The organism is Aeromonas taiwanensis, from assembly GCF_000820165.1.
GTDB classification, from domain to species: Bacteria; Pseudomonadota; Gammaproteobacteria; order Enterobacterales; family Aeromonadaceae; genus Aeromonas; species Aeromonas taiwanensis.
The window spans coordinates 1-20862 of the sequence record NZ_CDDD01000065.1 but is presented as its reverse complement, the minus strand read 5'-3'; the positions used below and the strand labels follow the sequence as shown (position 1 = coordinate 20862).

Here is a 20862-nt window from a genome sequence, read left to right as displayed (position 1 = left end):
CATGGATATTGCGGTTGTTGTTGCGCTGGTGATGTTCATCGGTGCCTTTTTCCTGCTGTTCATCGGCGCCCCCATCAGTATCAGCATCGGGCTCTCCTCCTTCCTGGCGATGGCGCTGATCCTGCCGTTTGACGGCGCCATCCTGACCTCGGCCCAGCGGGTCTTCGTCGGTCTGGACTCCTTCGCCCTGCTGGCCATTCCCTTCTTCATCCTGGCCGGCAACCTGATGAACAACGGCGGCATCGCCATCCGCCTGATCAACTGTGCCAAGATCCTCAGCAACTTCCTGCCCGGTCCCCTGGCCCAGACCAATGTGGTGGCCAACATGCTGTTCGGCTCCATCAGCGGTTCCGGCGTCGCCTCCGCGGCGGCCATCGGCGGCATCATGTCCCCGATCCAGAAGAAGGATAACTACGACCCCGCCTTCAGCGCTGCGGTGAACATCGCCTCGGCCCCGACCGGCATGCTGATCCCCCCCAGCAACTCTCTGATCGTCTATGCCACAGTGGCAGGCAGCGTCTCCATTACCGCCCTGTTCATGGGGGGTTACATTCCCGGCATCCTGTGGGGTCTGGGGGTCATGCTGGTGGCCGGCTTCATCGCCAAGCGCCGCGGCTATGTCGCAGACAAGGGCTCCCTCAAGGGGCAGCACCTCAAGTTGCTGCTGGATGCGGTACCCAGCCTGATGATGATAGTGGTGGTCATCGGCGGCATTCTGGGCGGGATCTTCACCGCCACCGAAGCGTCCGCCATCGCCGTGGTCTACTCCCTGGCCCTGGGCATCTGCTACCGCAACATCAAGGCGGCCGACCTGCCCGCCATCTTCCTGGCGACCGCCAAGATGACGGCCATCGTGATCCTGATGCTGGCGGCCTCCTCCATCATGTCCTGGGTGATGGCCTTCACCAAGATCCCGGCGCTGATCGCCTCGGGTCTGCTCTCCTTCACCGACAGCTTCCTGCTCATCCTGCTGATCATGAACCTGGTGCTGCTGCTGGTGGGCACCTTCATGGACCCGACCCCGGCGGTGCTGATCTTCACCCCCATCTTCCTGCCCATCTGCACCCAGTTCGGCATGGATCCGGTGCAGTTCGGCATCATGATGATCTTCAACCTCTCCCTCGGCACCATCACACCACCGGTCGGCCCCATCCTGTTCACCGGCTGCAAGATAGGGGAGATCAAGATTGAGGGGGTCATCAAGCCGCTGCTGCCCTTCTTCGCGGTCATCGCGCTGGTGCTGCTGCTGGTCACCTATGTGCCGGCCATCTCCATGGCACTGCCCCAGGCGATGGGACTGGTCAACTGACGCCAGAGCACGACACGGTGGCAAGATGTCGCCGACCCAGATCGGAAATCAACCGGGTGCACCATGCACCCGGTTTTTTTTCATGATGGTGCTGGCAGGAAGAGAGAACAGGCAGGGAATATGGACGGGCGCTGGCGCATGCACACGGCACACGGCACACGGCACACGGCACACGGAAGAGGATAAGGCAGAAAACTGAGCGGCGGGGAGAGACGCCCGCCACGGAGGATGCTCGGTCAGGCAGACCTCAACGGTCCAGCAGGCGTCCCTGTTCCAGCTCGCGCTCGCGCTGGCACTCGGCCAGGTAGATGGCTGCCGCGATGGCCGGGGTCTTGTGGTGCTTGTCGATGGCGTTGGAGACCATCAGCTGCAGGGTGTTGAGGTTCTTGGCCTTGCGAAACTTGCGTAGCCAGTGGCCCTTGTCACCCAGCTCTTCAGTCAGGATATGTGATTCGACAGACATGCTTTCTCTTGGGGCGATCGCCCGTGTGTGACGCTGAAAAATGTACCGACAGACCGGGGGACGGGTAAAACAAAGAAAGCCAGGCAAATACCCGGCTCTCTACGACTACACCTTCCCAGTATGTCAGGCTCGAGGAACGAAGCCGACGACATCATATACACTGGCCAGGGTTTTTTCAGCCCTTTCCCGTGCCTTTTGTGCGCCAGCCGCCAAAATGGCCTGCAGGTGAGCCTCATCCTGACGCAGCTCGCGGAAGCGTGCCTGGATGGGCTCCAGCAAGGCGACCACAGCATCCGCCGTCTCGCTCTTGAGGTGGCCGTACATCTTGCCTTCGAAGTGCTGCTCGAGCTCGGGGATGGAGCGACCGGTCACCCCGGACATCAGGGTCAGCAGGTTGGAGACCCCCGGCTTGTTCTCGGGATCGAAGCGCACCACAGCCGGCTCGTCGGAGTCGGTCATCGCCCGTTTGATCTTCTTGACGATCTGCTTGGGATCTTCCAGCAGGCCGATGAAGTTCGCCTCGTTGTCGTCGGATTTGGACATCTTCTTGGTAGGATCCTGCAGACTCATCACCCGGGCCCCTTCGGTCGGGATGAAGGGCTCCGGCAGGGTGAACACCTCGCCGTACAGGTTGTTGAAGCGGGTGCAGATGTCGCGGGTCAGCTCCAGATGCTGCTTCTGGTCGTTGCCGACCGGCACCTGATTGGCCTGGTAGAGCAGGATGTCCGCCGCCATCAGCACCGGATAGCCGAACAGACCGACGTTGACGTTGTTCTCGAAGCGGGCGGACTTGTCCTTGAACTGGGTCATGCGGGAAAGTTCACCCATCTGGGTGTAGCAGTTCAGGATCCAGCCGAGCTCTGCGTGCTGGGGCACGTGGGACTGGATGAAGACGGTGCTCTTGGCCGGGTCGATGCCGACCGCCAGATAGAGGGCGGCGGCGTCGAGGCAGGCCTTGCGCAGGGCGGCGGGCTCCTGGCGGGTGGTGATGGCGTGCAGATCGACGATGCAGTAGAGGCAGTCGAACTCGTCCTGCATGCTGACCCACTGGCGCAGGGCGCCCATGTAGTTGCCTATGGTCAGCTGGCCCGAGGGTTGGGCCCCGCTCAATACGATTGGTTTAGCCATGAATGTGTTGATCCTTGTTATTCGGCCAGCAGGGCATCGAGCTGTGCAAACTGCTCGCATACCCAGTCCGGGCGGGAATCTGCAATGGGACGGCCATAGTTGTAGCCATAGGTGAGCCCCACCACCTTCATGCCGGCAGCCTGGGCGGCCAGCACGTCATTTTCGGAGTCCCCCACCATCAGGGTGCGGGAGGGGCTGACGCCGAGCTCGTGGCAGGCGTGCAGCAGCGGCTCCGGGCTCGGCTTCTTGACGGGCACGCAGTTGCCCCCCAGCCAGAGGGCGAAGCAGTCGCCGATGCCGAGGGCATCGAGGATGGGCTGCACGAAGTGGCTCGGCTTGTTGGTCACCACGGCCTGTTGGTAACCCAGGGTCTGCAGGCGACGCAGGCTCTGCTCGACCCCCTCATACATGGCCAGCCCTTCCAGCAGGCAGGCCTGGTAGTGCTGGTCAAACAGGGCGCGGGCGCGGGCAAACAGCGTGGGCGCCTCGCGGTAATCCAGCGCGCGCTGGATCAGCTTGTCGGCGCCATTGCCGACCCAGGTGCGTACCACGGCCTCGTCGGCCTCGGCCAGACCCAGATCCGCCAGGGTACGGTTGACCGCCAGCGCCAGCTGGGGAGCGCTGTCGATCAGGGTGCCGTCGAGGTCGAACAGCACCAGGTCAAAGGGACGCTCAACGGACATGGGACAGCTCCGCCCGCATCTCGTCGATCACCGCCTTGTAGTCCGGCTTGCCGAAGATGGCGGAGCCCGCCACGAACATGTCCGCACCGGCGGCCGCGATCTCGCGGATGTTCTCGACCTTGACGCCACCGTCGATCTCCAGACGGATGTCGCGGCCACTCTCGTCGATCAGACGGCGCACCTGGCGCAGCTTGGCGAGGGTGCCGGGGATGAAGCTCTGGCCACCGAAGCCCGGGTTGACCGACATCAGCAGGATCACGTCCAGCTTGTCCATCACGTATTCGAGGCAGGTGAGCGGCGTGGCGGGGTTCAGCACCAGACCGGCCTGGCAGCCCTGCTCCTTGATGAGGCCCAGAGTGCGATCCACGTGATCGGAGGCTTCCGGATGGAAGGTGATCAGATTGGCACCCGCCTTGGCGAAGTCGGGCACGATGCGATCCACCGGCTTGACCATGAGGTGCACGTCGATGGGGGCCTGGATGCCGTAGTCGCGCAGGGCCTGGCACACCATGGGGCCTATGGTCAGGTTGGGGACATAATGGTTGTCCATCACGTCGAAGTGCACCACGTCGGCTCCGGCGGCCAGCACCTTGGCCACGTCCTCGCCCAGGCGGGCAAAGTCGGCGGAGAGGATAGAGGGGGCAATCAGAAAGTCTTTCATCAGCGTCATCCATTGGCAGCGTGGCAGAAAAAACGGCGCAATTTTATCGCAAAAGGGCGATGAAAACGACCCGCATCTACAACGGAAACAGGCCGCCGTGCTTGCCGCCGGCAGACAGGGCCCACGAATGAGGCAGACAACGCCCCTACCGCACAAACCCCATCCCCCGCCTACGCCACCGATACGACAACGGTCCCCGCAGGGACCGTTGATGACTCAGCCGACGACGACCAGTTCCGCCTCGCCGGGATAATAGCCCTGCTCGGGCTCGATGCCAGGAGGATAGAGCGCCAGCAACTCGGCCACCTTGTTGCGCCCGCCGCCGTTGCGGCTGATGGTGCGCTTGACCAGGATCTCGTCCAGCCGGGCCCCGCGATAGAGCTCCCTGGTCAACTCGATGTCGTGGTTGCTGATGAGTACCGGTACCCCCTTGTGGGCGGCGGTATGGCGTGCCAGCCGGGCCAGCAGGGCCTGATCGTCCAGGGTAAAGCCGCCCGCCGAGTAGGTGGTGAAACTCGCCGTGGTGGAGAGGGGGGCATAGGGGGGATCGCAGTAGATCACCCAGTCTTCCTCGGCGCGCGCCATGGCATCGGCATAGCTCTCGCAGATGAAGGTCGCCTTCTGCGCCTTCTCGGCGAAGGCCCACAGCTCCTTCTCCGGGAAGTAGGGCTTCTTGTAGGAGCCGAAGGGAACGTTGAACCCGCCCTTCTTGTTGTAACGGCACAAGCCGTTGAAACCGTGGCGGTTCAGGAACAGGAACAACTGGGCACGCTCGAACCCGGCCTCGGCCTGGTTGAACTGGGTGCGCAGACGGTAGTAGGCGGTCTTGTGGTTGTGCTCGGCCACGAACAGCTTGCGCGCCTCGGCGATGAAGCGATCAGGCTGCTCCTTGAGATGGTTGTAGAGACCGATGAGATCCGGATTGATGTCGTTGAGCACATAGGCATCATAATCCGTGTTGAGGAACACGGACCCCGCCCCGACGAAGGGCTCCAGCAACACACGCCCGGCCGGCAAGCGCTCGGCGATCTCTTCGACCAGGGAGTATTTTCCCCCGGCCCATTTTAAAAACGCGCGTGTTTTTTTCATGGATATCCGGTGTTGACAAGGCAATGCCCAAAAAAGGGGGGTGATTCTACCCCCTTCTCCGGGCGGCTGGCTATTGCTTCAGTTCTTTTTGTATCTGGGCAAATGACTTGGGCCAGGGTTGTCCCTTCAGCAAGGCGGGGGTGAGTTTGCGAATAGCCGCCTTGGCCTGGGTGCTGCTGGCGTAGTCTCCCTGTACCACCACATACCAGGGACTGCCACGGAAACTCGTCTTGTAGACCCAGACCTTGCCCGCCAGCCCGTGTTCCGCCACGAAGCTGTCGACGGCCTTGGTGTTGCTCGCCCCCATCAGCTGAATGCTGTAGTGACTCTTCGACTTCTGGTTGAGGGTCGCGACCGGCGTCAAGGCCACTCTGGGGGCCGGCGCCGCAGCCGTCGTGCCGGGAGCAGGCTTGGCCACACTCCCCTGCTCGGCCGGTTTGGCTGGCGGCGTGCTGCCTTGCGCCTTAGTCTGCGCATTGGTCTGCATATTGGGCTGCATATTGGGCTGCGTCGTCTGGGTTGGCACCGCCCGGGAGCCCCCCACCAGCTCGTCCACCACCGTCGTGGGCAGGGCGCCGCTGACGCTGGGCTGCTTCATCAGTTTCTCGACCACTTCGTCGGAGATAACCACACGGCGCCCCTCGTAATTGGTCGATTCCGTGGTGACCGTCTCGCTTTCGACCTTCTTGGGCAAAGGCTTGGCATCGGACTGCCAATCCCGGGCGACCTGATTGCTTGTCGAGGTGCCGGTGCTGGCGCCGCTCTCCTGGGTGCCTTGGGCTGCACTCGCCGTGCCGACGTTCAGCGGATCCGTCGTGACGGGGTCGGGCAACGCCATCCCCTGGGACGATGCCTGGGTATCATCCTTGCTCCCTTCATCGAACAGGGGCAGGTAACTCAGGGTCAGCAAGCCGGCCGCCACCAGGGCAAGCACGGTTGCCATCTTCTTGACGGGCAATGGGGCCGGACGTTTCTTGGGCCTTCTGTCGGTCATGATATCCTCCAGTAACTGCATGATGGCGGAAGGGTGTCCGCCCGCCCCACTCAGGATCTCTTCCACTTTCGGCTTGGGCAAGAGGGCCGTCGGTATCTTGAGCTCCTTGGCCTTTTCATACAAGAAGATGCGCTGCTCCGGCGCGCTCAGTGGCGCGACCTCCAGCTCGAGGGCGGGCATGGCTCGTCCCTTGAGGCCACTCTTCTGGGTGCGACACCAGTCGTCACCGCCGGAGAGCAGGATGGCCAGTTTATGGGGAGAAGCCAGGGTGTCATTGTGACGACAGAGCGCCCACAACTCCCCCACCAGCTCGGCAGGCAGCGTGTCGGCGCGCTCGATGATGAGCAGCAAGCTGGCGGGCTTGTCGCCCAGCATGCGGAAGAAACTGTCCGCCAGCGCGTCCTGAGGATTGAACAGGGGACGCACCACCACCTGCTGCAGCAGCAGCTGGCGCACATCTGCCATCTTCATGGCAGGGCTGCCGATGAGGCTCGCTACCCGCACCGACTCGGGCAGCTGGGCAAGCAGTGACTCGCAGAGCGTGCCACGACCGCTGCCCGGTTTGCCAGAGAGGAAGATGAAGGGGTGATTGAACTCAATCAGGTGCAGCAGCCGGTCGACCAGCTGCCGCTGGGAAGGCAGTTTGAGCAGTTTGTTAGTGGTCACGACCAGACTCGATCACCGCCATCAATTGCGCATCCGTCACATCGGCCACGACCTGTGCCCGTCCGATCCCGACCGGCAGTACCAGTCGCAGCTTGCCTTCCAGCACCTTCTTGTCGCGGCGCATATGGCGAATGAAGGCGGCAAAGTCCATCTCGGGCGGCGCCGTCACCGGCAGATTGGCCGCCAGCAACAGGGCGCGGACCCGCGCCACTTCCTCTGCGGTCATGTCGCCACGGGCCAGGGCCGTGTCCGCCGCCAGCATGGTGCCCGCCGCTACGGCTTCGCCGTGCAGCCAGTTACCGTAACCCTGCTCTGCCTCGATGGCATGGCCAAAGGTATGGCCCAGATTCAGCAGTGCGCGCACCCCCTGCTCGGTCTCGTCCTGCCCGACCACCTCGGCCTTGATCTCGCAGCAACGGCGAATGGCGTAGGAGAGTGCATCGGCATCGAGCTCTTGCAGGCGCGTCATGTTGGCTTCGAGCCAGGAGAAGAAGGGCTCATCCCAGATGATGCCGTACTTGATCACCTCGGCCATGCCGGCGGCAAACTCACGGGCCGGCAATGTCTTGAGGCAGTCGGTGTCGATGATCACATGCTTGGGCTGATAGAAGGCGCCCACCATGTTTTTGCCGAGGGGATGGTTGACGGCGGTCTTGCCGCCGACGGAAGAGTCGACCTGGGAGAGCAGCGTGGTCGGCACCTGGATAAACGGAATGCCTCGTTGATAGCTTGCCGCAGCAAAGCCCACAACGTCGCCTATCACGCCGCCCCCCAGAGCGATGAGGGTGGTGTCACGGCCATGGCTGGTTTCCAGCAAAGCGGACATGATCCGCTCGAAGGTCGCCAGAGTCTTGTAGGCCTCGCCGTCCGGCAGTATCAGGTGTTCCACCTGAAAGCCGGGCAACAACTGGATGATCTGCTCGAGATACAGGGGCGCGACCACGGTGTTGGTCACTATCATGACCCGCTTGCCCCTGATCGTCTGCGCCAGTACCTCGGGACGTTGCAACAGACCAGCAGCTATCTCAATCCGGTAGCTGCGTTCACCCAGTTCGACCTTCAACCTTTCCATGGACGTCCTCTAATGGATTACATGCCGATCAACTTGACGATTTGATTGGCGACAACTTTTGCACTCTGATCATCTGTCTGGATGACAAAGTCGGCGACTTCTTCATACAGGGCGTTGCGCTCGAGAGCCAGACGCTCCAGCACTTCCCGGGGCGGCTCTTCGGTTTGCAGCAGGGGGCGACGCTTGTCTCTCTGGGTCCGCGCCAATTGCTTTTCAATGGTGGTTTCGAGGTAGACAACGATGCCACGGGCAGAGAGCTTGTTGCGGGTCTCGCGGCTCTTGATGGCACCGCCACCCGTTGCCAGCACGATACCCTGATGCTCGGCAAGTTCACCGATCACCTTCTCTTCGCGGATCCGGAAACCCTCTTCACCCTCAACATCGAACACCCAGCCGATATCGGCACCACTGCGGCGCTCAATTTCATGATCCGAGTCGAAAAACTCCATGTGCAGTTGTTCTGCCAGATGTCTACCTATGGTGCTCTTGCCCGCACCCATGGGACCTATCAGGAAAATATTGCGTTTCTCAGCCATGTCTTTTCGTTAGTAATTACAAACTGTATGGCCCCGGTAAACTCTCGACCGGGGTACCTATGAACCTTATCTTGCGATGGATCAGGAGGGGGATTATCTCAATAGAAACCAGGACTGGCAACCGCAGCCCTTACGCCCCAGCCTCATCGGGGCGTAAGGTTATATGTGTTTTGCTCTCACATGTAAAGTTTTCAGAGGGCGTCGGTGACTATCCTCGGCGTCACGAAAATCAGCAGTTCACGCTTCTTGTTTTCACTGGTGGTTTTCTTGAACAGATAGCCGAGGCCAGGGATGTCTCCCAGCAGCGGCACCTTGCTGACGTCGCTCTTGATGGTCTGTTGATAGATACCCCCCAGCACCAGAGTCTCGCCATTGTTGACCAGCACCTGGGTGGTGATCGACTGGGCGTTGATGGAAACCGCATCTCCGGTACCGGTCGGCACGGTTTCCCCCTTGGTGTCCTGGGTCACGGTCAAGTCGAGGATGACCCTGTTGTCCGGGGTGATCTGCGGAGTGACCTTGAGACTCAAGACCGCCTTCTTGAAGGTGACCGAGGTCGCCCCGCTGGAAGAGGACTCCACATAGGGGATCTCGGTCCCCTGCTCGATCAGGGCCGGCTTCTGGTTGGCGGTAGTGACCCTGGGGCTTGCAATGATCTCGGCCTTGCTCTCCTTCTCGAGGGCGGACAGTTCCAGATCCAGCAGGGTGCCATTGGCCAGGCGGGCGACCTGGAACGCCAGGGTACCGGCGGCATTGGTCACCGGCAGGTTGACGTTCAGCCTGTCTTCCACACCTGGACGGGTGATGGTGGAGCTGCCGTCATTGTTGCCGGCGCCGTCATTCCCCTCTATGGTGCCCGAAGTGCCGTTGCCATGGCCGTCCGTCTTGGTCACGCCCCAGCGCACCCCCAACGCCTCGTCGAAGCCGTCGTCTATGGTCACCATGCGCGCCTCGATCACCACCTGCTTGACCGGGATGTCGAGGATGTCCAGCATCCGTTTGACATTGCCGATGACGTCTGCGGTGTCCTTGACCACCAGCACGTTGGTACGCTCATCCACACTCACCGCCCCTCTGGGAGAGAGCAGCTTGGTGCTCTCGGAGGAGAGCAGGGCGGCCACTTCGGATGCCTTGGCATAGTTGATCTGCAGGTATTCGGTGTAGAGCGGCGCGAGATCGGCCACCTGGTTGCGGCTCTCCAGCTGCTGCTTCTCGCGGGCAGCGATCTCGTCTGCCGGTGCCACCAGCAGGATGTTGTTGTCCAGCCGCTTGTCCAGCCCCCTCACCTTGAGGATGATGTCGAGCGCCTGCTCCCAGGGCACGCCGTCGAGACGCAAGGTAATGTTGCCGGAGACGGAGTCTGTGGTCACCAGGTTGAGATTGTTGAAATCGGCGATGATCTGCAACACGGTTCTCACCGGGATATCCTGGAAGTTGAGTGAAATCGGCTTGCCCTGATACTGCCTGGCCGCCGTGGTGACCACCCGCTTCTTCACCTCGATGATGAACATCTTGTCGGCCTGATCGTAACGGTAATCGAACTGGCCGTTGACCGAGAGCTCGAACAGGGTGTCGTTGCCCTGGCGGAACACCTCCACCTGGGAGACCGGGGTGGCAAAGTCCTGCACATTGATGAGATTGAGCTGATCGTCCGGAACCCGGGTGCCGTGGAACTTGGCAAACACCTTCTGACCGCGGCTGCTGACGTCCACGGCGGCCGAGCTGTTGTCCAGGGTCACGAGGAACTCCCCCTGCCCCTCCTTGCCACGACGAAAATCAACGCCCTTGACCGAGTTGAAATAGGCGCCTCCCGCGCTGGCGGGCGAGACGGACAACACGGGCTTGCTGGCAGCGGCAGGAGCCGGCACCACGGCCGGGGTCTGTGCTACAACAGGTTGTGCCTGATACTGGGCCTGGTTCTGGGCGACCCGCTGGGTGTCGATCAACGCGGATTGGGTCACCGGCTGACTTCTGACGAGCGCAGACTGGCTGGTCGCTGCAGGGGGGGGCGCAGAAGCCACCGGCTGACCGGCCTTCTCCCCCAGCGACACCAGCAGTTTGTTACCCTGCTGATGAACCTGATAAGGGGTCAGCTGATCGAGCGCTATCCTGATGTCGAGCCCCTGCCCCTTTCCCTCGACCTTGAGATTGTTCACCCCTTGTTGCTTGATGGGCAGCGGGTTGACCGTCAATGCCCCGACCGCTCCGGGCACATGCAACAGCAGCTGATTGGGTTCATACGATAGCCTGTCGGTAAAACCGCTCACGGGCTCGCTGAAACTGAGCTCCAGCAAGAGCTGATCGGCCAGCAGGGGGTTCACCTTGACCTCCTGCAACGCGGGTACCGCCCATACCTGAGTGCATCCGCCCAGACACAACAGCGCCACACCGGTCATCCTTCTTATTGTTGTTCTCATCTCTGCTCATCCCTGATCATAGTTTTGCGTCGAGATTGGCCATGGCCAGCTGGGTTTCTCGGGTGACCCAGCATCCTTTGCCATCCGGTACTGTCTCCATCAAGTCAACATGCGTATTCGTTATCTTGATGACTCTCCCCTGATCCAGCCCCATGTGCTGATTGAGCCCGACACGCACGGCTTGCCCGTCCGGGGTATTGATCAATGCCCATAACTGCCCTTGCTTGCCGATGGATCCCTTCATGCTCAGGCTGGCCAGCGAATAACGTTCCAGCACTTCCTTCTCCCGATTGGCCACTATCTGGGCACAATCAGGCTTGGCCTTGGCATCCATCCTGGAGCTGGTCTCCGGCTGGGGGGCAATGAAGGGGCTGCGCTGATCGTTGCGCTGATAGGCCATGGGCGAGAACGGCTTTATCTCCGGCAAGGGTTCGATCGGAATGGGCTTCCTTGCCTTGGTCTGTCTGACGTATTCATCCATGTCCTCCTGCCCGCCGCAAGCCGTCAACAACAGCGCCGACAAGAGGAGTGCGCTCACTCTCATGCTCATGGCTTCTGCTCCACGCTTTTACCGTTGTATTTGTAGGTTTTGGCCTGCATGGACATGCCGATCACGTCGTCCTGTCCCTTGCCCTGACTGAGCTGAAACGAATCCAGGATCACGATGCGCGGCAACGCGGCCATGTCCGCCGTGAACTTGCCGAGCTCGTGATAGGTGCCCACAACTTCGATGCGCATGGGCAGTTCGGTCGAGAACTCGTGTTTGATCTCCGGCTCCCAGTTGATCCTGTTCAATGTGAGACCGTTGTCGGTGGCAATGAAACTGATGTCATCCAGCAATCCAGCCACTTCATGGGTGTTGGGCAACTGTTTGAGCTGGGCGTCCACCAGCTGCTCCAGCTGCACCATCTGCTTCCTGTATGCCTCCAGATTGGCGGCCAGCATCGCCTTGCTCTCGAATTGGGCTTTTAGCGACGTCTCTTTTTCCGCCTCCTGGTTCAAGGCCGTGAGGGAGCTGGCAATCACATAGTAGTAAATGGCCCCTCCCAGCAGCGCACAGCAGAAGAAAATGAACACGCCCTGGGCGACCCTGGGCCAGCGCGCGATGTCATTGAGCTCCAGTTGGTTGAACTGCTGCAGATTCATTTTTGCCCCTTAGCCGCGCTCGGCATCGTCGTGGCAATCTGGAACATCATGGAAAACTGGCTCAGCGCGATGGGGGCCAACTCCGCCGTGAAGATGGTGCTGAGCTGCGATTGCATCAGCCAGCCCGAACCATCGATGCGCCTCATCATGTTGGCCACCCTGCCATAGGCTTCGGTCTTGCCCATGACATCTATCCTGTTGCTTTGCAGGGCGAGGGTATCAAGGTAGACGCCGTTGGGCACCAAGACGGGCAACTGGTTGAAGAGACGCACCGGGATGTTGCGACGTGTCTGCAACTGCTCGATGAGCTGCATGCGATCGAGCAGCTCCTTGCGCCGCTCCTTGAGCAGCCGGATTTCGCCGAGCTGGGTGTCCAGCATCGCCATCTCCTGCAACAACCGCTGGTTGCGCTGCTGCTGATTCCCAATCTGCTGCTGGACCAGCCAGTCGGCGGCAAAGGCGATCGCGGCGGTCCCGGCCAGGAAAAGGCCGAACACGATGCCAAACTGCTTCTTCTGGCGCTGGGCCCTGGCCACCCGCCAGGGCAGGAGGTTTATATTTGACATGGTGTGAAGCTCCGCAGTGCCAGCCCGAGTGCCGTCATGTACTTGGCCCCGTGGGCCTGATCCGCTTCCCCCTTGGGTTTGCCAAAGAGCACAAAGGGATCGGGATGCAGCACTTCACAGTTGAGCTCGCTGCCTAGCTGTGCGGCGAGACCGGGCAGCAGACTCCCCCCTCCCGTCAGCACCAGCCTGGAGAGCTCCTTGTTGCCCGATGAGCTGCAAAACAGCTGCACATTGCGCTTGATTTGCAGCACCAGGGTAGCGATATGCGGCAAGAGCACATCCACCTCGTAATCCACGGGCAGGGAGCCCTGGATCTTGGCCTGTTCCGCCTCCTCCAGACTCATGCTGTAGAACGAGGCCAGGGCCTGGCTGTATTGATCGCCACCGAAATTCTGCAGGCGGGAATAGATCACCTGCCCCCTGAGCAGGGCGGCAAAGGTCATGGCAGTGGCACCGATGTCGACGATGCCGACCGGGGTCTCCCACGTCTGCAGCTCGGGCAGGCAGGCCAGCACGGCACGCCCGAGGGCGTGGGATCCCACATCCACCACCATGGTACTCATGTCCGCCTCGGCCAGGGCGCTGACCCGGCCGTTGACGCTCTCGGTACGCGCCGCGCTCAACAAGACTTCCTGACGGCTGTTGTCGGCGGTCATGCCGAGGATCTCGAAATCCAGGCTGACTTCGTCGAGAGGAAACGGAATGATCTGCTCCGCCTCCAGATAAACCTGACTCTCCAGCTCGTTCTCGTTGATGCCGGTGTCGACCTGGATGATTTTGGTGATGACATTGGAGCCCGTCACGGCCGTGGCCACGTGCTGGCAATCCCCTTGCACCAGTCGCCTGAGCGACTTGAGGGACTGACCGACCCGTTCAATGTCCTGCAGTTGATAATCGACCAGGGTGCCCCTGGGCATGGGGATCTCGGCAACCGAGCCCAGATGCACCTTGCCGGGACGTCCGCTGATGGTGACGGCCTTGATGGTTTGACTGCCAAAATCAATACCCGCCAAGGAGAGGAGGGATCCTTTACTTAGTAGCCCAAACATATACACATCCATGCGTTATTGGGTTTTAGGACTTATTGTAGGACAGCGCGTCGCTGCCTGATGTTTTAACTCAATATAATGCCCTATCTATCAATGTCATAAAGTTTATGTCAAAAGTTGACCGCCCTCTCCTTTCGCCCTCGATCGCGGCCCCTTGGTAATTGCGTCATGGAGTGCTACCCTCCCGCCTCTTCTCGAGGCCCCTCGTCCACAGACAGGAAAACCTCGAATCCGCGAGGGTAAAAAGGCTATACTCTGCGCCCGTTGGCTAATTTTAAGACGATTGGTAGTTCTTCCATGCTGAAATGGCTCGTTCGCCTGTTTATTGTCATGATGCTGGGTGCAGTGCTGGGTGTTGCCAGCCTCATCGGCATCTACTTCTACATCAAGCCCCAGTTGCCGGATGTGAGCGCCCTGCGCGATGTCAAACTGGCTACCCCCATGAAGGTCTATAGCCGGGACGGGGAACTTATCTCCCAGTTTGGCGAAATTCGTCGCATCCCCCTGCGACTGGATGAAATCCCCCAGTCCATGATCGATGCCGTGCTCGCCACCGAGGATGCCCGTTTCTATGAACACCCGGGCATAGACCCCATCGGCATCATCCGTGCCGCAACCGTCTGGGCCGTGTCCGGTCAGGCGCGTCAGGGGGCCAGTACCATCACCCAGCAGGTGGCCCGCAACTTCTTCCTGAGCAACGAGAAGACCCTGGTGCGCAAGATCAAGGAAGTGTTTCTCGCCTGGCGCATCGAGCAGAACCTCTCAAAGGACGAGATCCTCACGCTCTACCTCAACAAGATCCCCCTCGGCTACCGGGCTTTCGGGGTCGGCGCCGCCGCCCAGGTCTACTTCGGCAAGGATGTCAAGGATCTGACCCTGGACGAGATCGCCATCATCGCGGGTCTTCCCAAGGCCCCTTCCATGCTGAACCCCATCCGTTCCCCGGAGCGGGCCTTCGCACGCCGCAACGTGGTGCTGGGCCGCATGCTGGAGACCGGCAAGATCACCCAGGCCCAGTTTGACGAAGCCTCCAAGATGCCGGTCAAGGCTCGCTATCACGGCGCAGAAACCACGCTGAACGCCCCTTATCTGAGCGAGATGGTGCGCCAGAAGATGGTGGAGCAATTTGGTGAAGATGCCTACACCATGGGGCTGCACGTCTATACCACCGTCACCGCCAAGCGCCAGCGCGCCGCTCGTCAGGCTCTGCTCGACGGCGTCTTCGACTACGATGTCCGTCACGGTTATCGCGGCCCGACCGCCCTGCTGTGGAAGGCCGGTGAAACGCCCTGGGATTACGACCAGATCATGGCCCATCTGAGCAAACAGCCGAGCTATCAGCCGCTGATGGCCGCCGTGGTCACCAAACTCGGCGACCGGAGCGCCACCCTGGTGCTACGCAATGGCAAGCAGGCCGAGCTGGGCTGGGATGGTATCAAGTGGGCGCGCGCCTTCATCACTGACGATCGCCAGGGCTTTGCCCCGAAATCGGCGCGGGACGTGCTCAAGGTCGGTGCCCAGATCTGGGTGAGGGAGAAAGGGGAAGCGCTGATGCTCTCCCAGATCCCCGATGTCAACGCCGCCCTGGTCGCCATGAATCCGCAGGATGGTGCCATCGAAGCCCTGGTCGGCGGCTTCAGCTTCGAGATATCCAAGTTCAACCGGGTGGACCAGGCGCGCCGCCAGGTCGGCTCCAACATCAAACCCTTCCTCTATGCTACCGCGCTGGAGCAGGGGTACACCCTGGCCTCCCTCATCAACGATGCGCCGATCAACCAGTGGGATCCCGCCAAGGGCCCCATGTGGCAGCCCAAGAACTCACCGGCCATCTATGAGGGGCCGACCACACTGCGCCTTGGCCTCGCCAAGTCCAAGAACGTCATGTCAGTCCGGCTGATGCGTGCCATCGGGCTGGACACCTATATCGACGGCCTGACCCGCTTCGGCTTTGCCCGCGACAACATCTCCGCCAACGAATCCCTGGCCCTCGGCGCCGCCGAGTTCACCCCGATGGAAGTGGTGCGCGGCTACTCGGTGCTGGCCAATGGCGGCTTCCAGGTCACCCCCTACTTCATCACTTCGGTGACCGACAGCTTCGGTACCCCTCTGTTTGAGGCCAATCCGGCCGCCGCCTGCCGCGATTGCGGCGTACTGGCCGCCGCCGGCCTCGACAGCGCCGATGCCTATGCCAATACCGCGCCTGACTGGCAGGCCCAGTGTCCGATCGATCCCGTCGTGCCCAACAACATGGCACCGCAGACCATCAGTGCCCAAAGCGCCTTCCTGATCACCGACACCCTGACCACTGCCATCTGGGGTGGCAATGGCTGGCGTGGCACCGGCTGGCGTGCAGCGCGCGACCTCAAGCGCCACGACATTTCGGGCAAGACAGGGACAACCAACGAGTCCCGTGACGCCTGGTTCTCCGGCTATACCCCGAACCTGGTGGCTACCTCCTGGATCGGGTTTGACAACCACCAGCGCGGCCTGGGTCGTGGCGAGTTCGGTGGGGGCGCAGCCCAACCCATCTGGATCGACTTCATGAAGACGGCCCTGCAGCAGATACCGGAGCGCAAGATGCCGGTGCCCGAGGGGATCATGCAGGTACGCATCGATCGCGAGACAGGTCTGCTGACCAATCGCACCGATGGCAGCACCACAGAGGAGTTCTTCAAGGAAGGTACCGAGCCGACCCGTTACGCTAGCCAGCTCTCAGATGGCAACCAGGTGTACGGCGGCGACGGTCTGGCCACCGATGGTCCCGTCTCGACCGACGATATCTTCTAATACAACACACGAAAAAACCGGCGCCCTGGCGCCGGTTTTCTTTTGTGGTGCCTGGCGGCGTTCGCTCAGCCCAGCAGGCTCTTTATCAGGCTCGAGATCCGGGCAGCCAGCTCGTTGAAACAGGGGCGGCGCACCGAATAGTGACGATAGAGCAGAGAGATGGTGCGTCCCGGCACGGGGTCAACCACGGGGCGATAGCTGACGCCCCCCTCCTCCAGGTTGGCGGGCACGGCGAGCCTCGGCACCAGCGTCATGCCGCTGCCGGCCGCCACCATGTTGCGCAGCGTCTCCAGACTGGTGCCCTTGAAGCGCTGATCCTCGCCGATGCCGGCGGCAAAGCAGAATCCCATCGCCTGGTCCCGCAGACAGTGACCATCGGCCAGCATCAGCAGTTTCTTGCCCTTGAGGTTGTGCAGGGGGACCGCCCTGGCGCTGGCCTCGGGGTGATGCTGCGGAACCGCGAGCCACATGGGCTCCTGATAGAGGGGAATGGCGCCAAAGCCCTCCATTCCCTCCAGTTCGGCGAGCACGAGACAGTCCAGCTCCCCTTCCTCCAGCCGTTTGAGCAGCACCTGGGTCTGCTCTTCGTAGAGGTAGAACTCCAGCTTGGGAAAATGTTCGCGCAGATCCTGAATGATGTGGGGCAGCAGATAGGGCCCCACGGTGGGAATGAAACCGATGTGGATCTCGCCGGACATGGGCTCGGCGAAGTGCTGGCCTATGCTCTTGAGCTCGCGCACCTCTTTAAGCACCTTGCGGGCCTGGCTGGCCATGGCGTCGCCGGCCGGGGTGAACAACACCTTGCGGGAGGTACGTTCGATGAGGATCACCCCCAGTTCATCTTCCAGCTTGCGCAGCTGGCCGCTCAGGGTCGGCTGGCTGACGAAGCAGCGCTCCGCCGCCTTGCGAAAGTGTTTCTCCTCTTCCAGCGCTACCAGGTACTCGAGATCGCGAAGGTTCATAGGTACTGCATCCTGCCAATCAATGAGGCCGATAGCATGCACAAGAATGGTGAGGGGAACAAGGGAGGCTCGCTGGCTGGCGCGCATTGCGCACATTATCAGCAATCGGGCCGCCACGGCGAGAGGACAGTGGCGGCCGGGGGATCAACCCGCCATCAGGGAAGCGAGATGATCCGCAAAGGCGGTCGGCTCCCCCAGGAAGGTGGAGACGGAGACGGGCAGCAGGCTCCCCCCACGCATCAGCCCCAGGGTCGGGAATCCCTGACCGCCGAGTCGCTGCAACCAGGCCTGGCTTGTGGCCAGGTGGTCGGAAAGATCTGCCCGGCCAAAGGCCAGGGCGAATGCCTCCGGTGTCACCCCCTGCTCCAGCGCGAGCGCCGCCAGGCGCGTCGGGGAACCGACCCACTCCCCATCCCGGTAGTGGGTCTCCTGGATGCGGTGCAACAAGGTAAGGCCGTCGCCACCAAGCTCGCTCACGGCCAGAACGGCGCGAATGGGCGGCTCGGAGTCGAGGAGCCGCGATTCATCGAGCAGAAGCTCGTCGAAGTAGGGCTTCCCGAAGGGCTGGCCAGTCAGTGCGTGGATGCGCTCGTCATGGGGACGGACATAGTCCCGCAGCGCCTGGCCCATCCGCTGGCGCCGTGCCCCCAGCCAGAGACCGCCCGCATGCAGGACGACTCGCAGATCCGGTATTCCAGCCGCGGCCTGCAGCAGGGGGGCGGCGCCGTAGCACCAGCCACACAGAGGGTCATACACGTAATGCAGGGTGGTGTCGTTCATCGGTTTGCTCCGGGCAGATTGCATGAAAAAAACCGGGCAGCATCTGCCCGGAAAAACACAGGGAAAGGGGCTTGGCCCATCACCATTTCATCTCGCCCGTGTTGACCTTGGCACCGATGTCCAGGCCGTCGTCCACCGGCAGGGAGGGGTAGGCTTGCTTCAGCGCATCGATCAGCGGCCCGGACCCCTTGGTGCTCGCCAGCGCCTGCTCAAAGCGCAGGACATAGTCACGGGTGAAGGTTACAGCCTGGGTCCCCTTGGGGGCCTCTCCCAGGAAATGGCCGGGAATGACCCGCTCAGGCTTGAGGGCCAGCATGCGATCCAGGGCCTTCACCCACTCGGTTCGCGCCGCCTTGCTCTGGCTGTCCGCCATCCAGACATGCACGCCGCTGTAAACCGGCACGCCGCCAAACGCCGTCTTGATGGATGGAGCCCAGAGGTAGGCATTGGGCGTGTTCATCTCCTTGATCTCGATCCGCTCCCCCTCCAGGGTGAGATGGCTGGCGGTCATCACCTGCGGCACTATCAGGGTCTTGGGTGCCTGTTTACCCAGGATGGGGCCCCAGTACGCCAGCTTGGCATCCTTGGTCTGCTTGATGTGATCCACCACGTGCTGGCTGGCCAGTACCTTCACGTCCGGGAAGGCGGCCTTGATGGGCTCCAGCCCGAAGTAGAAATCCGGATCCCCGCCGCTGATGTAGACGGTGGTCAGCTTCTTACCGCTCTGCTTGATCAGCTCGACCAGCGCCTGGCCGTCGTTGACCCCGAACTGGGCGTCGATGAGGATGGCCTCCTTCTCGCCGCTCACCAGCTCGGAGGAGACCGGGAAGATGGCCTTGTCGCCGGGGGTGTAGAGGGTCACGGTCAGGGGCGCCGCCAGGGCGGTGCCCGCGATCAGGGTGATGGCCAGGGTCAGGGTGCGCAGTGCTGTGTGCATGGTATCTGTCTCGTCAGGTCGCGTGTTCATGGAATGGACACAGTTTATTGCAATATTTTTAGCGCAAATACCGCATAATAAGCGCATCACTGTTGCACAAATCGAACATATAGAGGCATGCATGGACAGGTTGACCGCATTGCGGGTCTTCGTCTGCGTGGTCGAGCAGGGCAGCCTGAGCGGGGCAGGCGAAAAGCTGGAGATGTCTCGCGCCATGGTTTCGCGCTACCTGGCCGAGCTGGAGCGCTGGATGGGAGCCCGCCTGCTGCACCGCACCACCCGCAGGCTGAGCCTGACCGGCCCGGGAGAAGAGGCGCTGAACCGTGCCAGGGCCATGCTGGCACTGGGGGATGAGATGGAACAGCTGGCCGTGCGCGGCGACGACGCCCCCAAGGGACAGCTGCGCGTCACCAGCAGCTACTCCCTCTCCGACGCCCTGCTGGTCAAGATGGCGAACGACTATCTGGGCCGCTACCCCGGCACGGCGATCGACATCCTGCTGCTGGACAGGACGGTCAACCTGGTGGAGGAGCGGATTGATCTCGCCCTGCGCATCACCAACGACCTGGATCCCAATCTGGTGGCACGCCGTCTCGGCACCTGCCACTCCGTGGTCTGTGCCAGCCCCGCCTACCTGGCTCGCCATGCACCGCCTCAGCAGGTGCAGGATCTGGCGCTGCACAACTGCCTGACCTACACCTACTTCGGCAAGAGCCTGTGGGAGTTTCAGGGGCCACATGGCCCCGAGTCCGTGCCGGTGAGCGGCAACCTCAGCGCCAACATCTCCAACCTGCTGCTCTCGGCCACCCTGGACGGGGCGGGGATCAGCCTGCAGCCCCGCTACTCGGTACAATCCCATCTGGAGAGCGGCGCCCTGGTGCCCCTGTTGAGTCAGTGGCAACCCAAGCGGCTCGGCGTCTACGCCGTCTACGGTACCCGCAAGCAGATGTCCCCCCTGCTGCGCAGCTTCCTCGACTTTCTCGTCGCCCGGATGGCGGACGACCCTCTGTGGCAGGAGCAGTGAATGCCCATGAAAAAGGGGCCCCACGGCCCCTTGCTCTTTGGATGACGAATCAGGCTTCGAAGCCAAACTCCCTGGACGGTTCGTCCTTGGCACTCCCCTGCTCCTCCAGATAGATGTCGCGATAGGCGGCATAGATGGAGTAGTTGATGGCGGGCAGCACCACCAGCAGGCCCACCAGCATCAGGAGCGCCCCGAAGAAGATCAGCACGGCCCCGAGCAGCCCCCACCAGAGGAAGGGCCACATGTTGCACAGGCACCCCTTGAAGCTGAGCCTGGCCGCCTGCAAGACGCCGACTCCGTGGAAGAAGATCAGGGCGGGGGCGAAGGTGATGGCCATCAGCACGGGCACCAGCAGGGCCAGCCCCAGCAGCATACAGAGCAGGAAGCCCTGTGCCTGGCCGGGGGTCAGACTCAGGGTCTCCGGATCCTGGGACAGCAGGCCGGTCAGCCCCCAGAGATGCAGCAGGAAGGCGCAGATCATCAGGATCCCCATGAACAGGGCGAGCACCAGCAGGCCGCCCAGCATCAGCGGGGTCAGCCGCTGACGGAAACCGGCGAAGAAATCGGCAAACTGCAGCGCGCCCCCCTGGTAC

The 20862-nt window shown here is 61.8% G+C and carries 20 protein-coding genes; 3 read left to right on the top strand and 17 right to left on the bottom strand.

Annotated elements, in window-relative coordinates:
- Nucleotide 1 precedes the first annotated feature (1 nt).
- Nucleotides 2-1309 (top strand): TRAP transporter large permease, encoded by a 1308-nt coding sequence (locus BN1136_RS11970; RefSeq protein WP_043762104.1) that lies wholly within the window; start codon nucleotides 2-4, stop codon nucleotides 1307-1309.
- A 247-nt stretch (nucleotides 1310-1556) separates the two neighbouring features.
- Here BN1136_RS11970 and BN1136_RS11965 read toward each other — a convergent pair whose 3' ends face one another.
- From BN1136_RS11965 to tapM, 13 genes are all read right to left on the bottom strand, one after another.
- Entirely contained in the window at nucleotides 1557-1772 is a 216-nt protein-coding gene (locus BN1136_RS11965) for a hypothetical protein (RefSeq protein ID WP_043762105.1), read from the bottom strand.
- 123 nt (nucleotides 1773-1895) lie between these two features.
- Nucleotides 1896-2900: a tryptophan--tRNA ligase gene (gene trpS, locus BN1136_RS11960; protein WP_043762107.1), complete on the bottom strand. Its 1005-nt coding sequence runs from the start codon at nucleotides 2898-2900 to the stop codon at nucleotides 1896-1898.
- A 17-nt stretch (nucleotides 2901-2917) separates the two neighbouring features.
- The gene (locus BN1136_RS11955; protein ID WP_043762108.1) at nucleotides 2918-3583 is read right to left on the bottom strand and encodes a phosphoglycolate phosphatase; all 666 of its coding nucleotides are present in this window, start codon (nucleotides 3581-3583) and stop codon (nucleotides 2918-2920) included.
- A complete protein-coding gene (gene rpe, locus BN1136_RS11950) occupies nucleotides 3573-4244 on the bottom strand; it encodes a ribulose-phosphate 3-epimerase (RefSeq protein WP_043762110.1) in 672 nt (223 codons plus the stop codon). The genes BN1136_RS11955 and rpe overlap by 11 nt, the downstream gene beginning before the upstream one ends.
- Nucleotides 4245-4460: 216 nt before the next feature.
- Nucleotides 4461-5333 (bottom strand): Dam family site-specific DNA-(adenine-N6)-methyltransferase, encoded by an 873-nt coding sequence (locus tag BN1136_RS11945; RefSeq protein ID WP_043762112.1) that lies wholly within the window; start codon nucleotides 5331-5333, stop codon nucleotides 4461-4463.
- A gap of 70 nt (nucleotides 5334-5403) precedes the next feature.
- Nucleotides 5404-6993 (bottom strand): SPOR domain-containing protein, encoded by a 1590-nt coding sequence (locus BN1136_RS11940; RefSeq protein ID WP_043762114.1) that lies wholly within the window; start codon nucleotides 6991-6993, stop codon nucleotides 5404-5406.
- On the bottom strand, nucleotides 6983-8065 hold the full coding sequence (aroB, locus tag BN1136_RS11935) for a 3-dehydroquinate synthase (protein ID WP_043762115.1): 1083 nt from the start codon (nucleotides 8063-8065) through the stop codon (nucleotides 6983-6985). Before aroB ends, BN1136_RS11940 begins: the two co-directional genes overlap by 11 nt.
- Before the next feature lie 17 nt (nucleotides 8066-8082).
- Nucleotides 8083-8601 carry a shikimate kinase AroK gene (gene aroK, locus BN1136_RS11930; protein ID WP_043762117.1) on the bottom strand — a complete coding sequence of 173 codons (519 nt, stop codon included), beginning with the start codon at nucleotides 8599-8601 and terminating at the stop codon, nucleotides 8083-8085.
- Between the two features lie 191 nt (nucleotides 8602-8792).
- Nucleotides 8793-11018 (bottom strand): type IV pilus secretin PilQ, encoded by a 2226-nt coding sequence (locus BN1136_RS11925; protein WP_043762119.1) that lies wholly within the window; start codon nucleotides 11016-11018, stop codon nucleotides 8793-8795.
- A gap of 16 nt (nucleotides 11019-11034) precedes the next feature.
- Complete coding sequence (locus BN1136_RS11920; RefSeq protein WP_043762127.1) at nucleotides 11035-11562, bottom strand: pilus assembly protein PilP; 528 nt, start codon at nucleotides 11560-11562, stop codon at nucleotides 11035-11037.
- A 2-nt stretch (nucleotides 11563-11564) separates the two neighbouring features.
- A complete protein-coding gene (tapO, locus tag BN1136_RS11915) occupies nucleotides 11565-12164 on the bottom strand; it encodes a PilO family type IV pilus biogenesis protein TapO (RefSeq protein WP_043762120.1) in 600 nt (199 codons plus the stop codon).
- A complete protein-coding gene (gene tapN, locus BN1136_RS11910) occupies nucleotides 12161-12730 on the bottom strand; it encodes a PilN family type IV pilus biogenesis protein TapN (RefSeq protein WP_043762121.1) in 570 nt (189 codons plus the stop codon). Before tapN ends, tapO begins: the two co-directional genes overlap by 4 nt.
- Nucleotides 12718-13779: a PilM family type IVa pilus assembly protein TapM gene (gene tapM, locus BN1136_RS11905; RefSeq protein ID WP_043762122.1), complete on the bottom strand. Its 1062-nt coding sequence runs from the start codon at nucleotides 13777-13779 to the stop codon at nucleotides 12718-12720. The genes tapN and tapM overlap by 13 nt, the downstream gene beginning before the upstream one ends.
- Nucleotides 13780-14076: 297 nt before the next feature.
- Between tapM and BN1136_RS11900 the strand changes: the two genes are divergently transcribed.
- Nucleotides 14077-16566, top strand: coding sequence for a penicillin-binding protein 1A (locus BN1136_RS11900; RefSeq protein WP_043762123.1), 2490 nt, complete (start codon nucleotides 14077-14079; stop codon nucleotides 16564-16566).
- A 65-nt stretch (nucleotides 16567-16631) separates the two neighbouring features.
- On the opposite strand, the gene oxyR is transcribed toward BN1136_RS11900, so the two are convergent.
- The 3 genes from oxyR to BN1136_RS11885 form a co-directional block, all read right to left on the bottom strand.
- Nucleotides 16632-17528, bottom strand: coding sequence for a DNA-binding transcriptional regulator OxyR (oxyR, locus tag BN1136_RS11895; RefSeq protein WP_043762124.1), 897 nt, complete (start codon nucleotides 17526-17528; stop codon nucleotides 16632-16634).
- Nucleotides 17529-17672: 144 nt separating this feature from the next.
- Complete coding sequence (locus BN1136_RS11890) at nucleotides 17673-18308, bottom strand: DsbA family protein (protein ID WP_043762128.1); 636 nt, start codon at nucleotides 18306-18308, stop codon at nucleotides 17673-17675.
- A 79-nt stretch (nucleotides 18309-18387) separates the two neighbouring features.
- Nucleotides 18388-19245 (bottom strand): Vmh family MBL fold metallo-hydrolase, encoded by an 858-nt coding sequence (locus BN1136_RS11885; protein WP_043762125.1) that lies wholly within the window; start codon nucleotides 19243-19245, stop codon nucleotides 18388-18390.
- A 121-nt stretch (nucleotides 19246-19366) separates the two neighbouring features.
- On the opposite strand from BN1136_RS11885, the gene BN1136_RS11880 reads away from it, so the two are divergent.
- Nucleotides 19367-20269: a LysR family transcriptional regulator gene (locus BN1136_RS11880; protein ID WP_043808547.1), complete on the top strand. Its 903-nt coding sequence runs from the start codon at nucleotides 19367-19369 to the stop codon at nucleotides 20267-20269.
- Nucleotides 20270-20318: 49 nt separating this feature from the next.
- Here the strand turns inward: BN1136_RS11880 and BN1136_RS11875 are convergent.
- On the bottom strand, nucleotides 20319-20862 hold a 544-nt coding region (locus tag BN1136_RS11875), incomplete at its 5' end, for a BPSS1780 family membrane protein (protein WP_043808545.1).